The organism is Pseudomonas sp. Ost2 (genome assembly GCF_018326065.1).
Taxonomy (GTDB): domain Bacteria; phylum Pseudomonadota; class Gammaproteobacteria; order Pseudomonadales; family Pseudomonadaceae; genus Aquipseudomonas; species Aquipseudomonas gingeri.
On record NZ_AP021904.1, the window covers coordinates 5,067,230 to 5,092,633 of the forward strand.

Genomic DNA, 25,404 nt, shown 5'->3' on the forward strand with positions numbered 1-25,404 from the left:
CACGCCCTGCATGGGAATGCCTCACTGGACACGCTGCGTCCGCTTTTGTGATGCAAAACGCTCAGACCGGAATCCGTCGACAGTCCTCCGGCCCCAGCAGTCGCCCGTCTGCAGCCCGCAGCTCCAGCGGCCTGAGGGGCAAGCCCTGTTCGCGGTCGACCATCCGCGAATGCTGTTCCTGTGGGCCGTAGAAATAGGTCTCGCCCCACTGGCGCAAGCCGATGATCAGATTGAACAACCCCCTGCCCTTTTCCGTCAGCACATATTCCTGGTAGGCACTGCCATCCGAGGCCGGAACGACCGTCAACACGCCGTGCCCCACCAGGTTTTTCAAACGGGCGGCAAGGATGTTCTTGGCCAGACCGAGGTTGCGCTGAAACTCGCCAAAACGCCGGATGCCGTCGAAGGCGTCGCGGATGATCAGCAGCGACCAACCGTCGCCTATGGCATCCAGTGAACGGGCTACCGGGCATTCGGCGGCTTCCAGGCTGGAACGCTTGACCATGGCTCGGGCTCCTGCGGAAAAATGTGGTTGCAATATAAAACCACTCCCTCTAGGGTACAACTGGTTTTAAAAAGCAACCAGATCACCAGGAGTCTATCATGGCATTGGAAGTCCCGCTCACCACCGATACACAAGCCCCGGCCACGGGGCTTGGCACGGCAGTCGTGCTGCTGTTCGCCGTCGCCTGCGGGCTCTCGGTGGGCAATGTCTATTTCGCCCAGCCGCTGCTGGACGCCATGGCCGAGACCTTTGCCATGGACCACGCCCTCGTGGGCGGCGTGATAACCCTGACCCAGGTCGGCTACGGCCTGGGACTGCTGTTGCTGGTGCCCCTCGGCGACCTGCTCGACCGCCGGCGGCTGATCGTCGGGCAGATGCTGGTGTCGGTGCTGGCGTTGCTGCTCAGCGCCCTGGCTCCCGACAGCTTCTGGCTGCTGCTGGGCATGGGCCTGGTCGGACTGCTGGCGGTGGTGACCCAGACCCTGGTGGCCTATGCCGCCCAACTGGCAGCGGCGGGTGAACGGGGCAAGGTGGTCGGCACGGTGACCAGCGGCATCGTGGTCGGCCTGTTGCTGGCGCGCAGCGTTTCCGGCGGCATGGCCGACCTGGCCGGCTGGCGTTCGGTCTATCTGCTCTCGTCGGGACTGACGCTGGTCATGGCGCTGGCGCTCTGGCGGGTGTTGCCCAGGCACGAACCGGCCAAGGCGCGGCAGGCGTACGGAGCGCTGATCCTGTCGGTGTTCAGTCTGTTCCGGGAGGAAAAGATCCTGCGTGACCGGGCCGTGCTGGCGATGCTGATCTTCGCCGCCGGGACGGTGCTGTGGACACCGCTGGTCCTGCCCCTGAGCGCCCCGCCGCTGTCGCTGTCGCATACCGAGATCGGCCTGTTCGGCCTCGCCGGGGCAGCCAGCGCCCTGGCCGCCGCCCGCGCCGGACACTGGGCGGATCGCGGCCGGGCGCAATGGACCAGCGGCCTGTCGCTGCTGCTGATGCTGTTGTCATGGCTGCCGATCGCCTTTACCCAATCGTCGCTCTGGGCCTTGCTGCTGGGGTGATCACCCTCGACCTGGGCTTGCAGGCGGTGCACGTCACCAGCCAGGCCCTGATCTACAGCGTCAGGCCACAGGCGCAAAGCCGGTTGGCGGCGGGCTACATGCTGTTCTATTCGATCGGCAGCGCAGCCGGGGCCCTCGGGGCCACGGCGATGTACGCGTGGGCGGGCTGGCTGGGCGTGTGCCTGCTGGGGGCGGGAATCAATGCCGTGGCGCTGGGGTACTGGGGGTGGTCACTGCAGGTGGTGAAAAATCCTTGAATAAGGGCCGCCTGGACTGGCCTCTTCGCGGGCCAGCCCACTCCCACAAGGGGTCGGGCCAACCACAAATGCCGCACACCCCGCCGTCCCTGTGGGAGCGAGCTGGCCCGCGAAGGCGCCAGCCCTGGCGCCCAAGGGTTTCAATCCTTGCCGCGCACCATGCTTTCCAGCACGCCATCCCGACGAATCCAGCCATGGAACAAGGCTGCCGCCAGGTGCATCAGCACCGTCAGGAACAACAGGTACGCCAGGTAGCCGTGGGCCTTGCGCAGGAAGGCAAAGGTCGTGGCATTGGCCGAGAGCAGTGGCGGCAGTTCAATCGAACTGCTGAGCATCACCGGATCACCGGCCGCCGAAATCATCGCCCAGCCCAGCAGCGGCAATACCAGCATCAAGGCGTACAGCAACACGTGGGACAGCTTTGCCGCCAGCACCTGCCAGCCCGGTAGATCCTCTGGCAAGGGCGGTTGCCGGGTGCTGAAGCGTACGACCAGACGCACGATCACCAACGCCAGGATCGCGATGCCCAGCGGCTTGTGCAGATGGATCAGCCACTCATGCCGGGCCGACACCGACGCCACCATCCCGGCACCGATAAACAGCATCGCCAGGATCATCAGCGCCATCAGCCAGTGCAGCAGGCGCGCCAGGGGGGCGAAATGCTTCGAAGGGGCGCTCATGGGCGGGACTCCTGTTTGGCGTGACCGGCAGGCAGTTGGCCGACTTCACTGGTACGACGCAGATAGGAACTGGCATAGGCCGCCGAGCGCGCCGCCAGCAACGGATCGGCCGAGGCCTCGATGCCACTGGGCAGTACCAGCGGGTCGTAGTTGATGTCGCGGCAATCGCCGCTGTCTTGCGGTTGCGTGCTCTCCAGCACCAGGGTCCCGGCGTTGAGTACCTTGTGCTCGCCGCTCCAGGCCTTGCTCGCGTCATCGGTCGGATCGCCGGGATTGGCCAGGGTAATGCGCAATTGCCATTTCAACGGGCCGGCCGCCAGCCGCTGTTCCAGGTCCTGGTTCAGGAAATCGGCACCTGCCGGGGCCACGGCACCCGGGGCATCCTGGCTCAACGGTACATACCCCCAACGGACCGCCTGGCGCTGGCCGGCGGCGTTCACCAGGTAGAAGGCGTTCAGCCCGTTGTAGCTTTCGGTGGCATAGCTGGCCGATGGCCTGGCGGTCTTGACCCACTGCAGGAACGGCGCGGTTTCCGGGTGACCGGCAAAAAACGCCGCCATTGCCGCCGGGTTCGGCTTGCCGGTAGTCGGGTCCGGCGCGGAAGCCTTGAGCTGCTCGAAGAAGGCTTCCGGCGTGCCCACCGGGAATACCGGCATGCTGTTCATCCCGGTGCGCCATTGCTGGCCGTTGGCGAGGATGAAACGCAGGCCCAGGCTGCGGATCGGCACACTGCTGTCCGGCGCGTAGGGGTTGCCGCTGGGCAGGGCAAAACGTCCTTCCACCGGCACGCTGCCCGCGGCGAACACCTTGGCAATCGAATACGGCCGCGCTTCATCGCTGCTTTCGAAATAACCGGCGACGCACACACCCTTGGCATGGTTGCGCCGGAACCCCGGATGCAGGCCATTGTTTTTCTCGAAGGTATCGACAATACGCGTCGGTGTCAGGCGCTGCGGGTCGAGCCGGCCGCTGACGTAGGCAAAGGCCCCGGCCAGGGCCGCGACCACCACGGCGATAGCGGCCAGGCGCAGGGCCTTGCTCGAACCGCTGAGGGGCGGCGGGGTGTGATCTACCATGAAAAAACTCCAGGGCCTCAGGCGGCCACACGGTGAAGGAGCTATAAGACGAAGGTCGCGATGGTTTATTCCAGGCGCCCAGATTTATTTTTCGAATATTTATTTTCCGGCCATTGGAATAACCTTCGAGTCCAGACGTCTTGCTAGTCCAAGATGACAGGTGAAGAACCTGCAGGATTCCATGAACGATCTCGACGAACAGCTACGTGAACTGATTCCCCGCATGCGGCGCTTCGCCGTGTCGCTGACCCGTAATCCTAGCAGCGCCGACGATCTGGTCCAGGCCAGCCTGGAGCGGGCGCTGTCCAGTTGGGGCGAAAAACGTCCCGAGGGCGATCTGCGGGCCTGGCTGTTCTCGATCCTCTACCGGCAATTCCTCGACGCCCACCGCCGCAACCGGCGGTATGCGCGGATGCTCGAGTTCTTCACCGGGCGCGACGATGCCCAGCCGTCGGTGGAGCGCACGGTAGTGGCGCAATCGACCCTGGAAGCCTTCGAGCAACTGCCCACCGAGCAACGGGCCCTGCTGCTCTGGGTTTCGGTGGAAGGCTTGAGCTACAAGGAGGTCGCCGAGATCCTCGACGTCCCCACCGGCACCGTGATGTCCCGCCTGTCCCGCGCCCGCCAGGCCTTGCGCCAGATCAGCGACGGCGAAATCACCAGCCCTTCCCTGCGGATACTGAAATGATCACGATTCCTCCCAGCGAACGCGATTTGCACGCCTATGTCGACCATCAGCTCAGCGATGCCGACCGGCAAATGATGGACACCTACCTGGCCACCCACCCGGAACTGGCCCGGCAGGTCCGCGACTGGCAGCGCGATGCCCAGCACCTGCGTGCCGCCCTCGGCGGGGCGCTGCAGATGCCGGCCAATCCGCAATTGGACCCGGCGATGATCCGCCAACGCCTGCGCGGCCAGTCGCGCCGTCACCTGGCGAGCGCGGCCGTGCTGCTGATCGCCGTGAGCGTCGGTGGCCTCGGCGGCTGGCAGGCGCGGCAGATGAGCTACCCGACCCCGGCACCGATGGCCGACGCGGTGCAGGCCTACCGCATGTTCGCCACCCAGGACATCCTGCCGGCGGACTTCAAGGTCGAACAGAACGGCGACCTGCAAGGCTGGCTCGACCGCTACTTCACCCGCGCCAACCGCCTGCCGAACCTGCAGGGCGCCGGATTCAAGCCGGTCAGCGCGCGCTTGCTGAGCACCGAGCAGGGCGCGGCGGCGATGGTCCTCTACGAAGACCCACAGGGGCGGCGGATCACCTACTACATGCGTCCGCCAGGACCGCAGAACCACCTGCTGGAGCGTGGCCGGCGGCGTGACGGCGAACTCCAGGCCGAGTACTGGTCCGGCGGCGGCTACAACTACGCGATGGTCACCCCGGCCGACACACCGGCGGCACAGGTGCTGCAACAGACCACGCAGTTCTGAGCGCACTGATCGCTCCCGCGCAGAGCGTGGCAACGCTCCTCGAATCCGGCGCGCCCGACTACTCGGGCGCGCCGAAGATCTGCGAAGGCCGGCGCAGCAGCGGATCGAAAGGATTGATCCGCGGCCCGATCACCGCCGCTTCACGCTTGAGCAATTCCACCACCGTCGGCAGGCGGTCCGGCCCGAGGCGGTCACTGATGGTCGCCACGCTCAAGGCGGCGACCGCCCGGCCCTCGCGATCGAGGATCGGCACCGCCACCCCCGCCATTCCCTGCAACACGCCGGTATTGCGCCCGGCGTACCCCAGCTTGCGTACGTTCTCCACTTCCGAACGCAGGAAGACCTCGTCGTACAGGTGAAAATCCCGCAGTCGCGGCAGGTTGTAGCGAATCACCGTCTCCCGCTCATCCTCCGGCAGGAAGGCCAGGATCGCCAGGCTGCCCTGGCCGACGCCCAGCGCCACGCGACCGCCGATATCACCGGTAAAGGTGCGGATCGGAAACGGCCCTTCGCTGCGGTCCAGGCAGATCGCATCGAAACCGCTGCGCGCCAGCAGGAACAGCGAGTCACCGAGGGAGGCCGACAAACGCAGCAATGCCGGACGCACCAGTTCGCGCAGATTGCCGCTCTGCCCGGCCCGGGCCGCCAGGGCGAAGAACTCCAGGCTCAGGCGATAACGCTTGCTGCGCCCGTCCTGCTCGACCATCCCTTCCTCCACCAGGCTGCGCAGCAGGCGGTGGGTGGTTGGCTGGGACAAGCCGATGTTCTCCGCCAGCTGGGTCACCCGCTCGCCGTTTTCCGGTGTCTGTCCCAGGCTGCGCAGTACCGCGAACAGCCGGGACACCGCACCGACACCGACTTCATTTTTATTTTCATTCCGCTCAGTGGAATTCATCAGCGTATTTCCAATGTTTAAATTTGCTGAATGAATGAAAGTGAAAATAGTCATTCCTTCAGTGAAATTCAGGCTTTCGCACATCCTAGGCTTCGTCCTACTCTGCGTCCACAAGGGGCGATTCGAACAACACCGGTAGCCGACACACGTCGAGCACCACGCACCCCCGCAACGTCCTTTCGTCTCTGCCCATGACAAAAAAGCGCGCCCCGGCGTGCACAACAAATACAGGTGGAACGCAGTTATGGCCTTTCTACGACTTGAAGGCGTGTGCAAGCGCTATGGCGCCATCGAAGCGGTGGTCGCCACCCAGCTTTGCGTGGACAAGGGCGAGTTCGTCTCGCTGCTCGGTCCCTCCGGTTGCGGCAAGACCACGACCCTGCAGATGATCGCCGGCTTCGTCGAAGTCAGCGCCGGCCGGATCCTGCTCGACAACCGCGACATCACCCACGCCAAGCCCAGCAGCCGCGGCCTCGGCGTGGTGTTCCAGAGCTACGCGCTGTTTCCCCATATGACGGTGCACGACAACGTTGCCTTCGGCCTGCGCATGCGCAAGGTGCCGACGGCCGAAGTCCAGCAGCGGGTGGCGAAGGTCCTGCAGTTGGTACGCCTGGACCGCCACGCCGAGCGTTATCCCCGCGAGCTGTCCGGCGGCCAGCGCCAGCGCGTCGCCCTCGCCCGGGCCCTGGTGATCGAGCCGCCGGTGCTGCTGCTCGACGAGCCGCTGTCCAACCTCGACGCCAATCTGCGTGAAGAGATGCAGTTCGAGATTCGCCGCATCCAGCGCGAAGTCGGCATCACCACGCTGATGGTCACCCACGACCAGGCCGAGGCGCTGTCCATCAGCGATCGCGTGGTGGTGATGGAGGCCGGGCGTATCACCCAGATCGACGAGCCCTACAAACTCTACGAACACCCGCGCACCCGGTTCATTTCCGGTTTTGTCGGCAAGGCCAACCTGCTGCCCGGGGACCGCGACGCCAGCGGCTGTCCGCAAGTGCGCCAGTTGCCGGGCGACGGGGCGTTGACCCTGAGCCTGCGCCCGGAAAAGATCGACCTGCTGGAAGCCGGCCGCGGACGTCTGCAAGGCCGCATCCTCAGTCGTTTTTTCCTCGGCAGCCAGTGGCTGTACCGCGTCGACAGCATGATCGGCGAAGTCACCGTGGTCCGTCGCAATGACGGTTCGGCGCCCCTGGACGAAGGCGTCGCGGTCGGCCTGGACTGGCCGAGCGAACTGCTGCGGGTCCTGGAAAGCGGCGAGGTGCCGGCATGAGCCTGCTGGCCCGCATGCGCGAGGGACGCCACGGCTACCTGCTGTCGGCACCGGCCCTGGCCCTGTATATCGGCCTGCTGGTGCTGCCGCTGGGACTGACCGCCGTCCTCTCGTTCAACGTCTTCGACTACCAGACCGGCATCAAGGGCGATGCCTACACCCTGGAACACTACGGCGTGCTGCTCAGCGACCCGTACTTCTACGAAATATTCCTGCGCACCTTCTGGATCAGCGGCCTGACCACCCTGCTCTGCGTGGTGATCGGCGTGCCCGAGGCCTACATCCTCAGCCGCATGGGCACGCCGTGGCGCTCGATCTTCCTGATCCTGATCCTCACGCCGCTGCTGATTTCGGTGGTGGTCCGGGCCTTTGGCTGGAGCCTCCTGCTGGGTGCCGACGGCCTGGTCAACCAGAGCCTGCAAGCCATCGGCCTGGCGCCGATGAAACTGCTCTACACGCCGTTCGCGGTGGTGATCGCCCTGGTCCACGTGATGCTGCCGTTCATGATCATCCCGGTCTGGACTTCGTTGCAGAAGCTCGACCCCGCCGCCGAACAGGCCGCGCTGTCCCTCGGCGCCAGCCACGCCAAGGTGATGCGCCTGGTGGTACTGCCACAGGTCATGCCCGGGGTGTTGTCCGGCACGCTGATCGTGTTCGGCCTGTCCGCCAGTTCCTTCGCGATTCCCGGCCTGCTCGGCGGGCGACGGCTGAAGATGGTCGCGACGCTGGTCTACGACCAGTACCTGTCGGAACTCAACTGGCCGATGGGCGCGGCGATCGCCGTGGCGCTGCTGCTGCTCAACCTGCTGATCATGCTGTCGTGGAACCGGATGATCGAGCGTCGCTACAAGAAATCCCTGGGGGCCGCGTAAATGTCCAGAAACGGCCCGTTGGCCCTGTTGTTCCACAGCCTGATCGTGGTGTTCATGATGGCCCCGCTGGTGGTGGTGTGCCTGGTGGCCTTCACTCCGGAAAACACCCTGAGCCTGCCGACCACGGATTTCTCGTTGCGCTGGTTCCGCGCGGTGTTCGAACGCGCAGACTTCGTCCAGGCGTTCTACAACAGCCTGATCCTGGCCTTCAGCGCCGCCACCCTGGCAACCCTGATCGCCGTCCCGGCCGCCCTGGCGATGACCCGCCATCAGTTCCCCGGGCGGGACTTTCTCAATGGCCTGTTCCTCTCGCCGATCATCATCCCGCACCTGGTCCTCGGGGTGGCGCTGTTGCGGCTGTTCGCCCTGATGGGGGTCAACGGCAGCTTCAGCTGGCTGATCTTCGCCCATGTGCTGGTGATCACGCCCTATGTGCTGCGCCTGGTCCTGGCCGCCGCCATCGGCCTGGACCGCAGCGCCGAGCAGGCCGCCGAATCCCTCGGCGCCGGACGCTTCACGCTGTTCCGCCAGATCACCTTGCCGATGATCCTGCCCGGCGTGGCCGGCGGCTGGCTGCTGGCCTTTATCAACAGTTTCGACGAGGTGACGCTGTCGATCTTCGTCACCTCCCCCGCGACCCAGACGCTGCCGGTACGCATGTACGTGTACGCCACCGAATCCATCGACCCGATGATGGCGGCCGTTTCGGCCCTGGTGATCGCGCTGACCGCCTTGACGATGATTCTGCTCGACCGGGTCTATGGCCTGGATCGGGTACTGGTAGGAAAACAATGAGGGCGATATGGCGCTGCTGAAACGACTGGCCGAAGGCGACCGCCCGGCCCTGGACTTCACCCTCGACGGCGAGCCGGCCAGCGGCCTGCTGGGCGATACCCTGCTGACCGCGCTGCTCACCCGTGGTGAATACCTGCGCCACAGCGACTTCAGCGGCGAGCCCCGCGCAGGCTTCTGCCTGATGGGCGCCTGCCAGGACTGCTGGGTTCGACTGGCCGACGGGCGTCGGGTGCGGGCCTGTTCGACCCTGCTCGAAGCCGGGCAACAGGTCAGTCGTGAAGGAGGCGTACGCTCATGAGCGCTGTGGTGATCGTCGGTGCCGGACCGGCCGGGATTCGTGCCGCCCAGACCCTGGTCGAGCATGGCCTGCGCCCGGTATTGCTGGATGAGTCCGCCCGCGGTGGCGGCCAGATCTATCGGCGCCAGCCGGAGAACTTCCGTCGCTCGTCGCAACAACTGTATGGTTTCGAAGCCCGCAAGGCCGACGCGATTCACCAGAGCCTCGATAACCTGCGCGGGCAACTCGACTACCGTCCCGATACGCTGGTGTGGAACGCCGAGGACAACGCCCTCGATACCCTGCAACAAGGTCGGGCCGGACGCCTCGACTACGCTGCCGTGATCGTTGCCACCGGGGCCACCGACCGCGTGCTGCCGGTGTCCGGCTGGACCCTGCCGGGAGTGTTCAGCCTCGGCGCGGCGCAGATCGCCCTGAAATACCAGGGGTGCGCCATCGGCCAGCAGGTGGTGTTCGCCGGCAGCGGTCCCCTGCTCTACCTGGTGGCCTATCAGTATGCCAAGGCCGGGGCCAGGGTCGTCGCGGTCCTCGACAGCTCGCCCTTCGCCGCACAGTGCAAGGCCCTGCCGCGATTGCTCGGGCAGCCGCTGACCCTCGCCAAGGGCCTGTACTACCGGGGCTGGTTGAGCGCGCATGGCATCCCCGTGCACCAGGGCGTGCAACTGGAACGGATCGCAGGCGAGCAACGTGTCCGTGCGCTGCACTGGCGCCAGGCCGGTCGCCTGCAGTCGCTCGAGTGCGATGCCGTGGCCTTCGCCCATGGCCTGCGCAGCGAGACCCAACTGGCGGACCTGCTGGGTTGCCATTTCAGCTGGAACCCGTTGAACCGCAGTTGGCTGCCGGACCGCGATCGCGCCGGTCGCAGTAGCGTGACCGGGATTTACCTGGCGGGCGATGGCGCCGGCATCATGGGCGCCGACGCGGCGGAAATGGCCGGTGAACGTGCGGCCCTGGCGCTGCTGGAAGACCTGGGGCACAGCGTCGACCCGGCACGCGGCAGCCGCCTGGAACAACGCCTGGCCCGCATCGAGGGTTTTCGCCAGGGCCTGGAAAGCGCCTTCCCGTTTCCCTCGCAATGGGCACAGGACGCCCCGGACGAACTGATGCTCTGTCGTTGCGAGGAGGTGCGGGTCGCCGACGTCCGGGCGGTGGTCCGCGAGGGCCACTGGGAGATCAATCGGGTCAAGGCCCATTGCCGGGTCGGCATGGGCCGCTGCCAGGGGCGGATCTGCGGCGCGGCGGCGGCGGAAATCATCGCCAGCGAAAGCGGCCTGGCCCTCGACACCATCGGCCGCCTGCGTGCCCAGGCGCCGATCAAGCCATTGCCGTTCGGCGTGGAGATCGCGCCATGATCGACGTCGAAGTAGCGATTCTCGGCGGCGGCATCGTCGGCGCATCGGCGGCCCTGGCCCTGAGCCGCCAGGGCCGCGGCGTGGTGCTGCTGGAGCGGGATTTCTGCGGTTCCCATTCCAGCGGTGTCAACTACGGTGGCGTCCGTCGCCAGGGCCGGCCGCTGTCGCAGTTGCCGCTGTCCCAGCGTGCCCACGGGATCTGGAGCCGCCTGCCGGAACTGATCGGCATCGACGGCGAATACCAGCGCTCCGGGCATCTCAAGCTGGCCCGCAGCCTCGACGATCTGGCCGCCCTGCAGGCCTATGCCGACAGCAGCCAGGGCTTCGGCCTCGACCTGCAGATACTCGATCGCGCACAGTTGCACCGGCGTTTCCCCTGGGTCGGGCAGATCGCCGAGGGTGCGTCGTTCTGCCCCGATGACGGTCACGCCAACCCGCGACTGGTGTCCCCGGCGTTTGCCCGTGCGGCCCGCCAGCTCGGGGCAAACGTACTGGAACAGAGCGAGGTCAGCCAGGTCGAGCATGATGGCCGGCACTTTCGCCTGCGCACGCGCAACGGCCACGAGATCCGTGCCGCCTGGCTGCTCAATTGCGCCGGCGCCTGGGCCGGCAGCCTCGCCGCGCAATTCGGTGAAACCGTGCCCCTGCACTCCGGTCACCCGGCGATGCTGGTGACCGAACCGTTGCCTCTGGTGATGGACGCCAGCACCGGTGTCGAGGGCGGCGGCATCTATGCGCGCCAGGTCGCTCGCGGCAACTGCGTGCTGGGCGGCGGCCAGGGTTTTGCCCTTGATGATGCCCGGGCCCGCCCGGGGCAGACCGCCGTACTGGAGATTCTGCGCCAGGCCGTCGAACTCTATCCGTTTCTCGAAGGTGCCCAGGCGATTCGCACCTGGAGCGGCACCGAAGGTTACCTGCCCGACCGCCAGCCGGTGATCGGCCCGAGCGCAACCCAACCCGGCCTGCTGCACGCCTTCGGCTTTGCCGGGGCCGGTTTCCAGATCGGCCCGGCGGTGGGCGAAGTCCTCGCCGAGCTGGTGTGCCAGGGCCGCTCGTCAACGCCGATCGAGGCGTTTTCCATTACCCGTTTCCACGCCACTCCCGCCGTCTGAGCGGGCCGTCAGAACCCAGAGGAAGATCGCGCCATGAAGAATGCCCCACGCAACGCCCTGATCGGTTTGTCCTGCCTGCCTCTCACTGCCCTGCTGCTCGCCGCGCCGGCCCGGGCCGAGCCCACGCTGTACCTGGGCATGAACGGCGGGACCATGGAACGCCTGTACAGCGACAAGGTGCTGCCGCCCTTCGAAAAGGCCAACAACGTCAAGGTGGTCATCGTCCCCGGCACTTCCGCGGACATCCTGGCCAAGGTCCAGGCAAGCAAGGACAACCCGCAGATGCACGTGATCTTCCTCGATGACGGGATCATGTACCGGGCGATCTCCATGGGCCTGTGCAGCAAGCTCGCCGACAACCCGACCCTGGCGCAGATCCCGGCCAAGGGACGGATCAAGGACGAAGCGGTGGCGGTCAGCCTGGGCGTGACCGGACTTGCCTACAACACACGCCTGTTCAAGGAAAAAGGCTGGGCCGCGCCGACCTCGTGGATGGACATGGCGGACAGCAAGTACAAGGACAAGCTGGTGTTCCAGTCGATGTCGTCCTCGACCTTCGGCCTGCACGGGTTCCTGATGTTCAACCGGCTCCAGGGCGGCAGCGAAACCAATGTCGACCCGGGCTTCAAGGCCTGGCCGAACAGTGTCGGGCGTAACGTGCTGGAGTACATCCCGAGTTCGGCCAAGCTCTCGGAGATGGTCCAGACCGACGAGGCAGCGCTGTTCCCGCTGACCCCGACCCAGGTCACCGCGCTCAAGCTCAAGGGGATCCCGGTGGAATACGCCCAGCCCAAGGAGGGCGCGGTGGTGCTGAACGTGGCCGAATGCGCGATTGCCAACAACACCCAGCCCGAACTGGCGCAGAAACTCGCCGAGTTCCTGTTGACGCCCGAGGCCCAGGCGGCGGCGCTGGAGGATGGCGACCAGATTCCGTCCAACCCCAACACGCCGACCACCGACCGTACCCGCGGCCAGGTCGAGGCCATGAAAAAATACCTAGATACCGCGGTGGCCATAGACTGGGACCAGGTCAACCTGCTGCGCCCGGAATGGAACGCCCGCTGGAACCGCAGCATCGAGCGCTAGCCAGCACGACCGGGCCTGTCAGAACCCCACGTCGAGAATCACGTTGTCGGTGTAGGTGCCGGCCGGCGGCGTGTTCTGGTCGGGGTAGACCTTGGCGTTGTAGTTGAACACCTGGCTGCCCAGGCCCAGGCCGTTGCCCGGATTGACCTCGGCGTCGCTGCTCGAGCGACGGGCCGGCCCGACGCTGCCCCAGACCGTGGTGCCGGCGCTCTTGAAGATGTCGTAGGACAGGAAGTTGCCCCCCGAGACCATCCGCCGCCGGCCGCCGCTGGCGTTCTGGCCGGGGTCCAGGCCGACCGTGTAGGGACTGCCCTTGGTGCACGACACATTGATGGTCTGGTTGATCGTCCCGAAGGCGCTGATCACCGGGGCGCCACCAAAACTGATATTCGGCGCGCTCACCGTGCAGTCGTTGCTGACGGTCATGTTCACGGTCAGGCTGGCCGTGCCGGTGCTGACGTCACGCCCCAGGCAGATACCCAGCGCACCGATGCCGGCGCAATAATTCCAATCCCAGTAGATGCTCAGGGTCTCGGTGTAGATCCCCGCCGCGACGTTGCTGCCGATTATTGTCCCGAAGTAGATCGGCACGGTCTTGGGCGTCGAGCCGCCGAGCAGACCCAGCAGGTCGATGATGCCATTGCGGGCAAAATCATAGGGCGTGTTCCGGGTGATCAGGTAGGCCGCGCCGGTATTGTTGCTGGCGTAGATGTTGTAGCTGATGACATCGCCGGTGGGACCGACCATGCCAGCAGTGCTGGAACTGATGGTGGCATAGAAGTGATCGTTGGTGGTCAGCAGGGTCAGCAGCGAACCGGTACACCTCAGCCCGGCATTGGTGGTCGACGTCGATTGCACCGTGGTCCGTGTCAGGATCGAACTCACCGGACCGAAACCCGCCGCTGTCGTGGCAACCACCGAACACAACGCCTGGGCCTGGGACGCCAACCCGCTCAACAGCAGAACCGAGACCAGACTACGCACCTTCATTCGACACCTCCTGTGTCTATCGACAGACCAGCGGACCGACCAGGGGCACCTGCTCGGCAGACTCCTGCATGGCGAACTGCACCCGGCAGGTGCCGCCATCGGCCAGGGTCACCTTGAGGCTGTTCTGCTTCGCCAGGTTTTCCAGGTAGACCAGGCCATCCCAGCCCACCACGGCTGCCGCCCCGGTCTGCTCATGGATGACGTTGGCCCCCAGGGGCAACGGCTGGTTGTGGCTATCCACCAGTTCGACGCTGGCGGCAACGATCCGGCTCAACGGGAATTTCAGCAGGTAGCCGCTGCCGCGACGGACCGCAACGCGCTGCTCGACCGTCGGGCTCTGGACGTTGGCCGGCAGGTTCAGCGGATCGATTTCGTATTTGCCGCGATAGTAGCCGCTGCTCCAGGGCACCAGCAGCCGCCCGGACTTGTCGGTCTCGCCCACCAGCTGGTTTTCGTAGCGCACCGGCACCTTCGGGTAACCGTCGGTGCTGACCACCACGAATGCGTCGTTGATGCGGTTGGCGGCGAAGACCTGCTTGTCCATCCACACCAGCGAACCGCTGGCATCGGCCCAGCGGGTCTCGGCCTCGCTGCTGCCGTAGACGCCGGCCTGCAACTGCACCGACTGCAGGCGCCAGGTCAGGTCGGCCTGGCGGTAATCCGGGCCCCGACCATGACCATAGCCGAGGTTGTAGCCCACACCGCCCTGGCTGGGTACGGCGCGACTGTAATTGACCCGCTCGAGGCTCGCGCCGCTCTTGTCACGCTCGACACTCATGCTCAGGCTGCCGTTGAGGTCGAAGGGAATCACGACCTGGGCCTGCACCGCCCAGTTGCTGTCGCCGATTTCACGGTTGGCCGACAGGTAGAAACTGCTGTTGCCCCACAGCGGACGGTTCCAGGTCAGGTTGAGCAGGCGGGTGCGAGAGTCGTCGGCGGCACGGATATCGAAATAACCGGCGCCCAGGCTGCCCCAGCTGTCAAGGTTGAGGCTGGCCGTGACCTGCTCGCTGCGTTTGCTCAGGCTGATCGACGGCGTGTCGATGACCGTCAGGTCGGCGTATTGATCGTGACGCTTCAGGCGCTGGTAGGACAGGCTGTAGCGCTGGCTGCTGTACTGGTAGCCGAGGCTGACCTGCTGGCCCTGGCGACCGTCGAAACGGCTCTGGCTGACAGCGCTGTTGAGCACGCCGAAGTTGCCCAGGCGCAGGTTGCCGCCGACACCGCCCAGGGTCAGGTCGCTGGACGCCTCGACGTGGCTTTCCAGGGTGAAGCTGTCGCTCAGGCCATAGCGCAGGCTGCCGGAGGTCACGCCCGGACCGTAGCCGAAATCCCGCTGCGCATAATCGCGGCGCAGGTTACCGGCGGCCACCGAGAAATCCGCCAGGCCCTTTTGCAGCAAGGTGCTGGTGACATAGAACGGCACGGTGGTGGACACCTGTCGCCCGAGGGCATCGGTGGTCACCACCACCGCCTCGCCCGCACCGTTGATGAAGGGGATATTGGTCAGGGTGTAGGGACCGGGCTGCACATTGTCGCTGGACGACTTGAAGCCGTTGATGAACAGATCCACCGAGGACGGCACCGCCGCTTCACCGGCGAACTGCGGCAGCGGATAGGTCACCAGGTCGGGGCGCACACCGAAATCCCGAGACAGTTGCACACCGCCCAGGCGCACCGAGTTGCTCCAGGGCAAGGCGCCGCTGACCACGTCGCCGGCCTCGTAGGTCAGCAGGCGCTCATCGTCGGAATAACGCCAGGTGGTGTCATAGCGCAGGTAACCGTTGTCCAGCCCGCCGCCCGTATTCGTGCCGAAACTGCGGCGGTACTGCCCGGTGTTGGACAGGGTGCCCCAGGTGTCGAACACCCGCACTTCGTTCCAGGCCGCCAGGTAGGTGCCGGCGTCGTCGGTGTCATTGAGGTACAGGTCATAATTGAGCATCGCGCCAAAGCTGGTCAGCGCCTGGGTCCGCGGATAGGCCTGGCGGTTGCCGAGGAACTGCGCCGGCAGCCAGTCCGCCGGTACCGTCAATAGCAGGCGCTGGCCATGGCTGTCGTATTCGCTGTGCAGGCCCGGCAACTGGTCGAGGGCGACTTCGGCGGAGACCGACGGCGGCAGTTTCATGCCGATCGCCTGCAGGTCCGAGGCCGACAGGAACAACTGGCCGGCCCGCTGCTCGACGACAATGACCTTGCCGGTGTCCATCTGGTTGACCAGCAGCTCAAGGTACAGTTGCGCATCGGGGATGGCCTCCAGGCTGGTGGGTGGCGGCGGCAGTTCACCGGCCCCGACCCGCGGGAGGAACACCAGCCAGCAACAGCCCATGGCCAGCCATGGCAGATAGTGGATATGACGAGCCCACACTCAGCTCACTCCCTGTTCTTCACTGATCCGCCTTGACGCTCTGGACCTGTGGTGCACCATTGACCCGCAACAGCAGTTCCTGGCCGCCGGCCAGGGGTTCCGGCACCGGCCAGCGCATGGTTGCCCCGGCAGGACATACCCCATCAGGCCCTCGACCACCGGCCGGGGCTGGCCGCCCTGCCTGAGCGCCACATCGGTCAGTCGCGCATGCACCGCGCCGCGATTGCGGATCTCGATATAGGAACGCCCGCCCTGCGCCACCTTGCGCCAGCTCAGGTCAGGGACCCCGGCACTTTTCGGGTCGCGCTGGCGCGTCAGGTCTTCCTTGCTCCAGAGCCCCGCGCCATAGGTGAACAAGGGCACCGAGTAACGCATCTGGAACTGGATCGCCGCCGCCGTCTTGCCTTCCGAGGCGGCGGTATCCGGCGATTTCGCCGATGGGATCTCATCGATGATGATGCGGTAGGCCTGTTCCCGTCCCGGTGGTACGTCGCGGGTCCGGGTCAGGCGCACCAACTGCTTCTGGCCCGGCTCGATGCGCGCCACCGGCGGACTGCCGATCACCTCGCGCTGGTTCTGGTACTGGTCGTCGAACCCGTTCTGGCTCCAGGCGAAGACCCGGATCTGCAGGTTGGTGGTTTCATTGCCGCGATTCTCCAGCCACAACGCGCTGGCCTGCTGGTCGGCCTCCAGGACCGGGTCGATCGGCCAGATCAATACCGAGCTTGCCGCCCAGGCCTGGCCCGCGCCCAGCAAGACCATGGCCAGCACTCCGTCACGCACGGCCCGCAAGTGCCGGGAGGGTGAATACATACGCAAACTCCTTGTCGCTTCAATTGAACCGCCCCCTACCAGGACAGCTGTACCTGCAGCACATCGCTGTAGGTTCCCGCCGGCTGATTCCCCGGTAATACCACCCTGCCGTAGATCGGCAGGCTGATGTTGTTCGCATTGCCGTAGGCCACGTTCACGCTCTGGCTGATCCCCAGCGCCTGACTCAGGCCGGCGTCGCTGAACAGCTGGTACGCCACCTGGGCGGTGCCGCTGTTGAGCTTCAGGTGACGGCCACTGTTGTTGTTCTGCCCACCATCGACGCTCATGCTCAGGGTCACCCCCGGCGTGCATTGCAATTGCACTCCGCTGGTCAGCGAGGTCGACACCGTACTGGTCGACAACGCCGAGTAGCTGCCGTAGTTCAGGTTGCCGTAGTTGGAGCCCCCGCCCACCACCAGGCAACCGGCGATAATGCTGGCACTGACCTGGAAACTCGCACTGGTAACCGCCGCCAGCGGCAACGGCAGGCTGCTCGCGCAGGCCAGCAGCACGACGGCGCATCCATGGCCGGCCATCGCACTCAGAAGCTCAATTGCACGGAGATGGTGTCGCTGTAGGTCCCGGCCGGCAGCCCGGGTTTACCCACCGCCTTGCCCCAGAGATTGATGGTCTGGGCCGCGCCGGTACTGGCCGCGAGGTTGATCACCCCATTGCTCGCCAGAATGTTGTTGTACCCGGAGTCGGTGTAGAGGTCATAAGGCACGAAGTGCGACACCCCGTCGTACAGGGCCCGGGTCCCACCGGTGGACTGCCCGTCGTGCAGGCCGCCCTGGATGGTCACGGTGGGCGTGGTGCCGGCCGAGCACTGGATCGACACCGCGCCACCGCCGGCGGCCACCAGTTGGGTGCCGGTCTGGGTGAACAGGCTATCGGTGGTACCGAAATTCAGCGTACCGAAGTTCAGGTTGGTGGCACCGGCCCCGCCGTTGACCAGGCAACTGCTGGTCAGGATCAGGGTCGAACTGATCTGCCCGGTGACGGTGGTCGCAGCCTGGGCAGCGGTGGCCAGTGCCAGGCCGAGCACTGATAAAACAAGACGCGAAGCAAGTTGCTGCATGATGCTCATCCTCTGTTGAGTTACCAGTCCAACGTGACCGTCAGCGTGTCGCGGTAAGTACCTGCCGGCAGTGCGTTGGTATTCGCCACCACGGCGCCATAGACCGGAATCGGCCTCTGGGCTCCGGTACTGACGGCGAAATTGCGTTGTTGCCCGATGCTGTAGCTGTCGGTGCCGGCGGCATCGACGGTGAGTCGGTAGGGAATGGTCTGGCGGCCGTTGCTCAGGCGCCGGGTGGTGCCGTCACCGTTGACACCACCATCGATGGTCACGGTGAAGCCACTGACCGAGGTATTGCAGGTGACTTGCAGGGCCCCACCGCTGCCGGTGATCGCTGCGTTCAGCGGACGGGTCCAGGTCGGCCCCGAACTGCCGAAATCCAGTCGCCCGAGATTCCCGGGCATGGGCGCCACCCCGGCATTCACCTCGCAGGCCGGTGAAATGACCAGCCGGGCCTGGATGGTCCCGGTCATTACCGCCTCGGCACCGCCCGCCAGCAAAAGCAGGGGCGCGAGGGCGAGCACGACGCGGTTGCGGTATTTCATATGCCGATCCTACTTCCATCAGGATAAAACCGATTGGCCGCCCGCTCGCGGGCGACATTCCTTTTCCTGCCGGGTCCACCCGGCAGAGGTTGCTGCAAACGCCTACCAGGTGACGGTCACCTTCACGATATCGGTGTAACGGCTGACGCGCGGCACCTGGGCCAGGGGTTCGATCCGCGCATACAACGGCAGCTCCACCGAACCGCTGTCGGGCACGGTGCCGCTCAAGGCTTCGTTGACCGGCAGCGCAGTACGCCGCGCGGCATCGCGGTAGAGTCGATAGGGAATCGGGCTGCTGCGGGAATCGCCCGCCAGGTAACGCACTTCACCGATGCCGCCGTGCAGGCCACCGTCGATGCGCACTTGATAAGGGGTGTCGGGATTGCATTCCAGGCGCGGCAGGCGGGCACTGGTCAGCGCGGCGCTCAAGGGCCCCGCCGGATCATTGAGACGGGCGGTGTTGCCAAAGTCGAGCACGCCCAACTGGTCGATGCCCGCCTCGCGGGTCACGCCGACCAGCTGGCAGCCACGCATCACATTGACCCGCACCTCCACCTGGAGCTGCGCGGCCAACGCCTGGGCGCTGCACAATGCGCTCACGACTGCCAAAACCATAGGTCCTTTCACGGCCTCAATCCTATTTGAGGGATGGCTTGCTAACATCAGGTTAGCAGTGAAGGACAAAGCTGCCAGCTGAGTCAGAAATTCAGCCACATATTTGCAGTACTTTTCCTAGGTCTTTTCACTCAAGACCCTGTAGTTCTTCTCGGAAAAAGCTGTATTCACAGTAAAATTTCGTTCAGAGGTGCCGGGATTCAACGGAACGGCCTGGAACATTTTGTTTCGATTAGGCAAGCGACTCGGCTACCAACCCAGCGTCACGACGACCGTATCGCGGTAGGGTCCGGCAGTCCGCGTGCGAGCGCTATCAAGATCATGGACCCGGGTGTCGACCTTGACGGTGAACTGGGTCGGACTGTTGGGCGAAGAACCACAGCTCACCGCCAGGTGGTCCCGGATCCCGGGCAATCGGGGGTCGAGCGGTTTGCTTCGATCCAGGCCCGCCCCGGCGGCGTGGCTGACTTCACAACCGGCAGTGATCACCAGGCGGGCCTCGATCTGCCCGCCAACAGCCGCCCGGGCACTGTCGGGCAGCAGGCAGAACGCGCCCAGCGCGAGCAACAGTCGATGGATGGAGTGCATGGGTCGGTCCCGTTCTTCAGGCATTCGCACGGGCTCCGCTCAATGGCTCAATCCATTTGAGCGGCGGGGACCTTGACGAAAAAAGCCGAGCGATGAAAAGCGCCTCAGAATAAACGGTATGGCCATATGCCTGCATTGGTTTTATGTGCAAGCCGACATATGGCAGCGCAAAACATCGCCACGCGCCCTTCAGGAATTGCTGACTGCCACATTTTGTATGGTTAAATTAGCGCGACTGTCGCCAAGATAGCCTTGCGCCATCTGCGCGACGACGCTTGCCAGGACACCATGACCGGGACGATCAGGATTTTCACCTAAGGGGACCTTCTCCGTTGGCCGCTCTACCTCCTCATCGCCCCGGCGTGCAATCCCGCTGGCCGGCCCTGCGCCGGTTATTCGGCAAGGCCCTCTCCGGCAAGGCCGGCGTGGTAGCGCCGCACCATGACGTGCACGAGTATTTCCGGCACAAGGCCAGCCATCAGGGTTATACCCTGAGCCACAGCCAGCAGCGGGCCATCGAACGCATGGCCCAGCAGGCCACCGCGCTGTTGCAGGCCTCGCCCCAGCAGCGCCAGCGTAGCCTGTACCTATATGGTGCCGTCGGTCGCGGCAAGAGCTGGTTGCTGGACGGTTTTTTCCAGGCCGTGCCGATTGCCGAGAAACAGCGCCTGCATTTCCACGATTTCTTCGCCCGCCTGCACCAGGGCATGTTTATCCATCGCGAAGAACCGGATGCCCTTGGCCGCACACTCGACGAACTGCTGGAAGGATGCCGGCTGCTGTGCTTCGACGAGTTCCATGTCCATGACATCGGCGATGCCATGCTGATCACCCGGCTGTTCAAGGCGCTGTTCCAGCGCGGCGTGCTGTTGGTGGTGACGTCCAATTACCCGCCCCAGGGCCTGCTGCCAAACCCGCTCTATCATGCGCGGTTCAAACCGGTGATCGATCTGATCCACGCGCGGATGGATGTCATGGAAGTCGGCGGCCCCCATGACTACCGCAGCCAGCCGCGCAGTCATGCCCAGCAGCAATTCACCCACGGCCAGTACATCTGGCCCGGCAGCCTCGAACAACGCCAGGCCCTGCAACTGCCGGAGCGCGGGGCCGCGGCCTCCCCGCTGGTGGTCGGTGCGCGTCAACTGAGGGTGCGCCAGAACCAGGATCGCCACGTGCGCTTCGAGTTCGCCGACCTGTGCGAAGAACCCACCGCGGTGATGGACTACCTGGAGCTGTGCCGGCGTTTCGATACCTGGATCATCGACGAACTGCCCAGCCTCGAGAACTGCTCGATCGCCGCCCAGCAGCGTTTCATCAACCTGATCGACGTCCTCTACGACCAGGACAAGCGCCTGCTGCTGATCGGCGCACAGCCGCTGCGCGACAGTCTCGGCGGCAATGCCATCGACCTGGCGCGCACCCGTAGCCGCCTGGGCCAGCTGGTGGAAGTCGGTCCCCGAACGCAACCATGAGCAAGGTCGCCTCCACACCGTTATGATGGCGGCCTTTTTCGCTGATCGTGACCCGTACGGACCTCCGCTTATGGATACCCTTGCCCAACTGCGCGCCGGCCAATTGACCGGCATCAAGCGACTCGACCTGTCCTGCGGGCTCACCGAGTTTCCCCGGGAAATCTTCCAGCTGGCCGACTCCCTGGAAATCCTCAACCTGAGCGGCAACCAGTTGAGCAGCCTGCCGGATGACCTGCATCGCCTGCCACACCTGCGCATCCTGTTCTGTTCCGACAACCTGTTCACCGAGCTGCCCGCCTGCCTGGGCCAGTGCGCCCGGCTGAGCATGGTCGCCTTCAAGGCCAATCGCATCGAACACGTGCCGCCGGCGGCATTGCCGCCACTGTTGCGCTGGTTGATCCTGACCGACAACCGGATCGGCGAACTGCCCGATGAACTGGGCCGCCGCCCCCTGCTGCAAAAGCTCATGCTGGCGGGCAATCGCCTGCGACACCTGCCGGCGACCCTGGCCGATTGCCACAAGCTCGAACTGATCCGCATCGCCGCCAACCAGTTGAGCGAACTGCCGCAGTGGCTGCTGACCCTGCCCAGCCTGGCCTGGATCGCCTATGCCGGTAATCCGCAACTCGATCACACCGGCGAGGTCCTGGCCGGTGACAGCACGCCGAATATCGGCTGGGCCCGGTTGCAGCTCGGGCAACGGCTGGGCGAAGGTGCTTCCGGCGTCATCAGCCAGGCCCTGTGGACCCGGCCTTCGGCACCGGACCAGGCCGTGGCGGTCAAGCTGTACAAGGGCAGCATGACCAGCGACGGTTCGCCCCAGAATGAAATGAATGCCTGCATCGCCGCCGGCCTGCACCCGAACCTGATCCGGGTCGAGGGTCGTATCGTCGATCATCCCGATGGCCAGGCCGGCCTGGTGATGGAACTGATCGATCCGCAATTCGCCAATCTCGCGGCGCTGCCCAGCCTCGACTCGTGCAGCCGCGATGTGTACCGGGACGAGACCCGCTTCAGCGCCGATCAGGCCTTGCGCATGGCGCGGGGAATCGCCTCGGTGGGTGCGCACCTGCATCGCCTGGGGCTGTGCCACGGCGACCTGTACGCCCACAATATTCTCTACAACGAAGCCGGGGATTGTCTGCTCGGGGATTTTGGCGCCGCATCGTTCCATGCCCCGACCGACAGCCTGGAAACCCGCGCCCTGCAACGTATCGAGGTGCGTGCGTTCGGCATTTTCCTGGGGGAGTTGCTGGAGCGGATCGACGGGGAAATGGACCGGCCCGCGCTTGAGTCGCTGCAGGCCTTGCAGTTGCGCTGCGTCCAGCCGGATGTACTGGCCCGGCCGGGGTTCGAGGCGATCTGCGCGGATTTGCTGTAGCAGCAGCGGGAGGCCTGCTGAGACTGGCCTTGCCGGTCAGGCCGCTATCGCCAGCAACCGGCTCCTACAAGTTCGTCGCACCACAAGATATCAGTGTGCCCAGGCCCTGCAGGAGCCGGCTTGCTGGCGATAAGGCCACTAAGAACGGCTCCTGCAGCAAGCCGTACATAGCCTGAAATCAGCCCGCCAGGCCGACGAACATGTCCTGCACGTCATCATGGTTGTCCAGGCCTTCGAGGAAGGCTTCGACTTCCGCCATCTGCTCGTCGCTCAAGCCGCTGACCGGGTTCTTCGGCTGGTAGCCCAGCTTGGCCGACAAGACGGTGAACCCCTGCTCGGGCAAGGCTTTCTGCACGGCGTCGAGATCGGTCGGTTCGGTGATGAACAGGGTCGCGCCCTCTTCGCCCGCCTCGAAATCCTGCGCGCCGGCTTCGATGGCCGCCACTTCCGGGTCTGCATCCGGGGTATCCGGCGCGGCTTCGATCAGGCCGACATGGTTGAAGTCCCAGGCCACCGAACCCGAGGCACCCAGCTGGCCCTTGCGGAAGGCCACGCGGATTTCCGCCACGGTACGGTTGATGTTGTCGGTGACACATTCGACGATCAGCGGCACCTGATGGGGGGCGAAGCCTTCGTAGGTCACACGGTGGTACTGCACGGTCTCGCCCAGTTGGCCGGAACCTTTCTTGATCGCACGTTCCAGGGTCTCACGGGGCATCGAGGCCTTTTTCGCCTGCTCCACCACCAGGCGCAGGTGCGCGTTGGTGGTGATGTCCGCGCCATTGCGCGCGGCGATGGTGATTTCCTTGACCAGTTTGCCGAACAGCTTGCCCTTGGCGTTGGCTGCCGCCTCTTTGTGTTTAACCTTCCACTGTGCGCCCATTACTCACTCTCTCGATCAGTGGCGTCGTGACATCTATTGGCCGACGCTTTGCGCGCAGTTTATACGGCAAAAAGTCGCTGATCGACCAAAACCTGACAATCGCTACGACTCTACCCAGATCATCGTAGGCAAATTCCCAAAAGCCGTTTTGCTATGTCCAGGCGTCCGCGGCATTTCGTACCCTCTGCCGCAAAATCCCCTATAAGAAGAGATGCAATGGCTCAGGACAAGGAACGACTGATCTCACTGGCGATCCTCCCTTTCGCGACGCCCTTCCAGGTCATTCACTTCAGCGGGCGCGAGGCCCTGAACCGGCCCTATCGTTTTGAAATCGAACTGCTGGGCGATGATCCCGAGCTGGACCTGAACCTGCTGCTGCAACAGCCGGCATTCCTCAGTTTCGGCCGGGCCCGGGAAGGTGCCCACGGCCTGATCCATGAAGTCAGTCGTCGCCATCTCAACCCGGAGCTGTGCCACTACCGGATGGTCCTGGGCCCGCGCCTCCAGCTTCTCGAACGCAATGCCAGGCGCCGGGTGTTCTACGACCTGAGCGTCCCCGAGATTCTTCGCCAGTTGCTCGAGAGCCACGGCCTGACCGCCGCCGACTATCGCTTCGAACTCCACCAGGGCATCTACCCACCGCGTCCGCAATGCCAGCAACACGACCAGGACGACCTGCAGTGGCTGAACCGGCTATGCGAGGAGGAAGGCATTCACTATCACTTCGAACACAGTCCCCGACAGCATGTCGTGGTATTCGCCGAAGATCCCCAGGCCTTTCCCGAGCGCGCCGGTACCGTACCCTACCGTGAAACCCCGCCTGACGACGGGCAGCCGGTGATCAGCCGACTTCACGAACGCCACGCGATGCTTTCCCACGCCGACCCTCAGCGGCCGGCCGGGGTCGTTTGTCCGCACTGGTCGGCACAGGCCTGGAACCCTGCACCCGAGCCTGACGGTGCGGCCAATCAGGCAGGGGCCTATGGCCCGCCCCCGGCGATTGCCGATCCGCAGCAACGGCATGCCCTGCAACGCAGCCGGCGAACCCTGGAGCGGTTGCGCTGCGAAGGCCGGCAGGTCCTGGGCAACAGCAACCTGGGGGAACTGCACAGCGGCGATGTACACCGGCTGAGCGGCCACCCCCGTGCGACACTCAACGACCAGTGGCTGATCATCGAAGTCCAGCACTGGGGCGAGCAACGACTGAATGGCGAGGCACTCGGGCCGCTCGGTGACGAATACGGGCAGACACCCTTGTCGGATGAGCACTTCGAGGCCGGGGGCTACGGCAATCACTTCCGGGCGATCCCCTGGGCCACACCGTTTCGCCCGGCCCTGCGCCAGAAACGACCGCGGCAACAGGGTTATCAACTGGGCACCGTGCTCGGCCCGCCAGGACAGTCGGCGCAGGCGGATGCCCAGGGACGCCTGCCTGTCCGGTTGCAGGGTGCCCTGCACTCGGCGGACCACCTTCCCGGCTGCTGGATTCCCCTGGGGATGGCCGAAGGAAAAGCTCCGCCGGTAGGCAGCCAGGTGCTGATCGACTGTGTCGACCATGACCCGGACCAACTGGTGATCTGCGGTTTCCTGGCCGGGCGGGAGAGCGATATGCCCCCGCTGCCATGCCTGCCGAGCAACCGCCGATACGCCAGCAGGACCCCTGCCATCCCGTCACGGCGTCGGGCGCAGCCGATGCACCGGGAGAGATCCACCTCTACGAACAGCCGCAGAACCCTGGCCGCTGCCTGTGCGACAGCATCTGGTACATCGTGCGCATGCCTCGCCCGGGCCTCAAGGAACTGGCACGCCTGGGCCGTGACGACATCCTGCTCGAAGGCCGCAGCGATGCCCGCGGCGTTGCCATGCTCAGTGCGTACCAGAAACACCGGCTGGCGCTGGAGCTGGGTAATACCCCGGAACAGCTCTGGCTGCTCTACCCCGGGCAATGCGTGGCCCTGCACGACTACCTGACGCGACACTGGAG

24 protein-coding genes and 2 pseudogenes are annotated in these 25,404 nt (G+C 65.1%); 13 read left to right on the top strand and 13 right to left on the bottom strand.

Going from position 1 to position 25,404, the window contains the following annotated elements:
• Positions 1-61 precede the first annotated feature (61 nt).
• Entirely contained in the window at positions 62-505 is a 444-nt protein-coding gene (locus tag KI243_RS22135) for a helix-turn-helix domain-containing protein (RefSeq protein ID WP_103033061.1), read from the bottom strand.
• Between the two features lie 98 nt (positions 506-603).
• Here KI243_RS22135 and KI243_RS22140 point away from each other — a divergent pair.
• Positions 604-1,817, top strand: a pseudogene (locus tag KI243_RS22140) (MFS transporter).
• Between the two features lie 140 nt (positions 1,818-1,957).
• Here the strand turns inward: KI243_RS22140 and KI243_RS22145 are convergent.
• Positions 1,958-2,497, bottom strand: coding sequence for a cytochrome b (locus KI243_RS22145; protein ID WP_178963875.1), 540 nt, complete (start codon positions 2,495-2,497; stop codon positions 1,958-1,960).
• Positions 2,494-3,573 carry a catalase family peroxidase gene (locus KI243_RS22150; RefSeq protein ID WP_017129506.1) on the bottom strand — a complete coding sequence of 360 codons (1,080 nt, stop codon included), beginning with the start codon at positions 3,571-3,573 and terminating at the stop codon, positions 2,494-2,496. The genes KI243_RS22145 and KI243_RS22150 overlap by 4 nt, the downstream gene beginning before the upstream one ends.
• Positions 3,574-3,754: 181 nt before the next feature.
• Here KI243_RS22150 and KI243_RS22155 point away from each other — a divergent pair, with 181 nt between their 5' ends.
• Together KI243_RS22155 and KI243_RS22160 are read left to right on the top strand one after the other, a co-directional pair.
• On the top strand, positions 3,755-4,261 hold the full coding sequence (locus tag KI243_RS22155) for a sigma-70 family RNA polymerase sigma factor (RefSeq protein WP_042937213.1): 507 nt from the start codon (positions 3,755-3,757) through the stop codon (positions 4,259-4,261).
• The gene (locus KI243_RS22160) at positions 4,258-5,007 is read left to right on the top strand and encodes an anti-sigma factor (protein ID WP_177086619.1); all 750 of its coding nucleotides are present in this window, start codon (positions 4,258-4,260) and stop codon (positions 5,005-5,007) included. The genes KI243_RS22155 and KI243_RS22160 overlap by 4 nt, the downstream gene beginning before the upstream one ends.
• A 58-nt stretch (positions 5,008-5,065) precedes the next feature.
• Here the strand turns inward: KI243_RS22160 and KI243_RS22165 are convergent, their stop codons facing one another.
• Positions 5,066-5,905: an IclR family transcriptional regulator gene (locus KI243_RS22165; RefSeq protein ID WP_177086884.1), complete on the bottom strand. Its 840-nt coding sequence runs from the start codon at positions 5,903-5,905 to the stop codon at positions 5,066-5,068.
• A 241-nt stretch (positions 5,906-6,146) separates the two neighbouring features.
• Between KI243_RS22165 and KI243_RS22170 the strand changes: the two genes are divergently transcribed.
• The 7 genes from KI243_RS22170 to KI243_RS22200 are packed head-to-tail and all read left to right on the top strand — an operon-like array spanning position 6,147 to position 12,690.
• Positions 6,147-7,175 carry an ABC transporter ATP-binding protein gene (locus KI243_RS22170; protein ID WP_177086617.1) on the top strand — a complete coding sequence of 343 codons (1,029 nt, stop codon included), beginning with the start codon at positions 6,147-6,149 and terminating at the stop codon, positions 7,173-7,175.
• Positions 7,172-8,047: an ABC transporter permease gene (locus KI243_RS22175; RefSeq protein WP_017129511.1), complete on the top strand. Its 876-nt coding sequence runs from the start codon at positions 7,172-7,174 to the stop codon at positions 8,045-8,047. The genes KI243_RS22170 and KI243_RS22175 overlap by 4 nt, the downstream gene beginning before the upstream one ends.
• Positions 8,048-8,842 carry an ABC transporter permease gene (locus tag KI243_RS22180; RefSeq protein ID WP_017129512.1) on the top strand — a complete coding sequence of 265 codons (795 nt, stop codon included), beginning with the start codon at positions 8,048-8,050 and terminating at the stop codon, positions 8,840-8,842.
• A 7-nt stretch (positions 8,843-8,849) separates the two neighbouring features.
• Positions 8,850-9,140 (top strand): (2Fe-2S)-binding protein, encoded by a 291-nt coding sequence (locus KI243_RS22185; RefSeq protein ID WP_017129513.1) that lies wholly within the window; start codon positions 8,850-8,852, stop codon positions 9,138-9,140.
• Positions 9,137-10,492 (top strand): FAD/NAD(P)-binding oxidoreductase, encoded by a 1,356-nt coding sequence (locus tag KI243_RS22190; RefSeq protein ID WP_212809922.1) that lies wholly within the window; start codon positions 9,137-9,139, stop codon positions 10,490-10,492. Before KI243_RS22185 ends, KI243_RS22190 begins: the two co-directional genes overlap by 4 nt.
• On the top strand, positions 10,489-11,604 hold the full coding sequence (locus KI243_RS22195; RefSeq protein ID WP_177107615.1) for an FAD-dependent oxidoreductase: 1,116 nt from the start codon (positions 10,489-10,491) through the stop codon (positions 11,602-11,604). Before KI243_RS22190 ends, KI243_RS22195 begins: the two co-directional genes overlap by 4 nt.
• 33 nt (positions 11,605-11,637) lie before the next feature.
• Positions 11,638-12,690, top strand: a complete 1,053-nt coding sequence (locus tag KI243_RS22200) for an ABC transporter substrate-binding protein (RefSeq protein WP_017129516.1) — start codon at positions 11,638-11,640, stop codon at positions 12,688-12,690.
• Positions 12,691-12,708: 18 nt separating this feature from the next.
• Here KI243_RS22200 and KI243_RS22205 read toward each other — a convergent pair whose 3' ends face one another.
• The 8 genes and pseudogenes from KI243_RS22205 to KI243_RS22240 form a co-directional block, all read right to left on the bottom strand.
• Positions 12,709-13,680, bottom strand: coding sequence for a spore coat U domain-containing protein (locus tag KI243_RS22205; RefSeq protein WP_017129517.1), 972 nt, complete (start codon positions 13,678-13,680; stop codon positions 12,709-12,711).
• A 16-nt stretch (positions 13,681-13,696) separates the two neighbouring features.
• Positions 13,697-16,006 (bottom strand): fimbria/pilus outer membrane usher protein, encoded by a 2,310-nt coding sequence (locus KI243_RS22210; RefSeq protein ID WP_212811242.1) that lies wholly within the window; start codon positions 16,004-16,006, stop codon positions 13,697-13,699.
• Positions 16,007-16,064: 58 nt separating this feature from the next.
• A pseudogene (locus tag KI243_RS22215) lies at positions 16,065-16,858 on the bottom strand (molecular chaperone).
• Between the two features lie 35 nt (positions 16,859-16,893).
• Positions 16,894-17,394 (bottom strand): spore coat U domain-containing protein, encoded by a 501-nt coding sequence (locus tag KI243_RS22220; protein ID WP_017129520.1) that lies wholly within the window; start codon positions 17,392-17,394, stop codon positions 16,894-16,896.
• Positions 17,395-17,399: 5 nt separating this feature from the next.
• Positions 17,400-17,936 carry a spore coat protein U domain-containing protein gene (locus KI243_RS22225; RefSeq protein ID WP_042937119.1) on the bottom strand — a complete coding sequence of 179 codons (537 nt, stop codon included), beginning with the start codon at positions 17,934-17,936 and terminating at the stop codon, positions 17,400-17,402.
• Positions 17,937-17,956: 20 nt separating this feature from the next.
• On the bottom strand, positions 17,957-18,481 hold the full coding sequence (locus KI243_RS22230) for a spore coat U domain-containing protein (RefSeq protein ID WP_017129522.1): 525 nt from the start codon (positions 18,479-18,481) through the stop codon (positions 17,957-17,959).
• Between the two features lie 102 nt (positions 18,482-18,583).
• On the bottom strand, positions 18,584-19,096 hold the full coding sequence (locus KI243_RS22235; RefSeq protein ID WP_017129523.1) for a spore coat U domain-containing protein: 513 nt from the start codon (positions 19,094-19,096) through the stop codon (positions 18,584-18,586).
• A gap of 249 nt (positions 19,097-19,345) precedes the next feature.
• Entirely contained in the window at positions 19,346-19,684 is a 339-nt protein-coding gene (locus KI243_RS22240; protein WP_212809923.1) for a hypothetical protein, read from the bottom strand.
• 332 nt (positions 19,685-20,016) lie between these two features.
• Here KI243_RS22240 and zapE point away from each other — a divergent pair, with 332 nt between their 5' ends.
• Positions 20,017-21,156, top strand: a complete 1,140-nt coding sequence (zapE, locus tag KI243_RS22245) for a cell division protein ZapE (protein WP_212809924.1) — start codon at positions 20,017-20,019, stop codon at positions 21,154-21,156.
• Between the two features lie 70 nt (positions 21,157-21,226).
• The gene (locus KI243_RS22250; RefSeq protein ID WP_017129526.1) at positions 21,227-22,537 is read left to right on the top strand and encodes a leucine-rich repeat-containing protein kinase family protein; all 1,311 of its coding nucleotides are present in this window, start codon (positions 21,227-21,229) and stop codon (positions 22,535-22,537) included.
• Between the two features lie 178 nt (positions 22,538-22,715).
• Here the strand turns inward: KI243_RS22250 and KI243_RS22255 are convergent, their stop codons facing one another.
• Entirely contained in the window at positions 22,716-23,420 is a 705-nt protein-coding gene (locus KI243_RS22255) for a YebC/PmpR family DNA-binding transcriptional regulator (RefSeq protein ID WP_017129527.1), read from the bottom strand.
• A gap of 216 nt (positions 23,421-23,636) precedes the next feature.
• On the opposite strand from KI243_RS22255, the gene tssI reads away from it, so the two are divergent.
• A complete protein-coding gene (tssI, locus tag KI243_RS22260; protein WP_244861766.1) occupies positions 23,637-25,391 on the top strand; it encodes a type VI secretion system tip protein TssI/VgrG in 1,755 nt (584 codons plus the stop codon).
• The last annotated feature ends 13 nt before the right edge of the window (positions 25,392-25,404 follow it).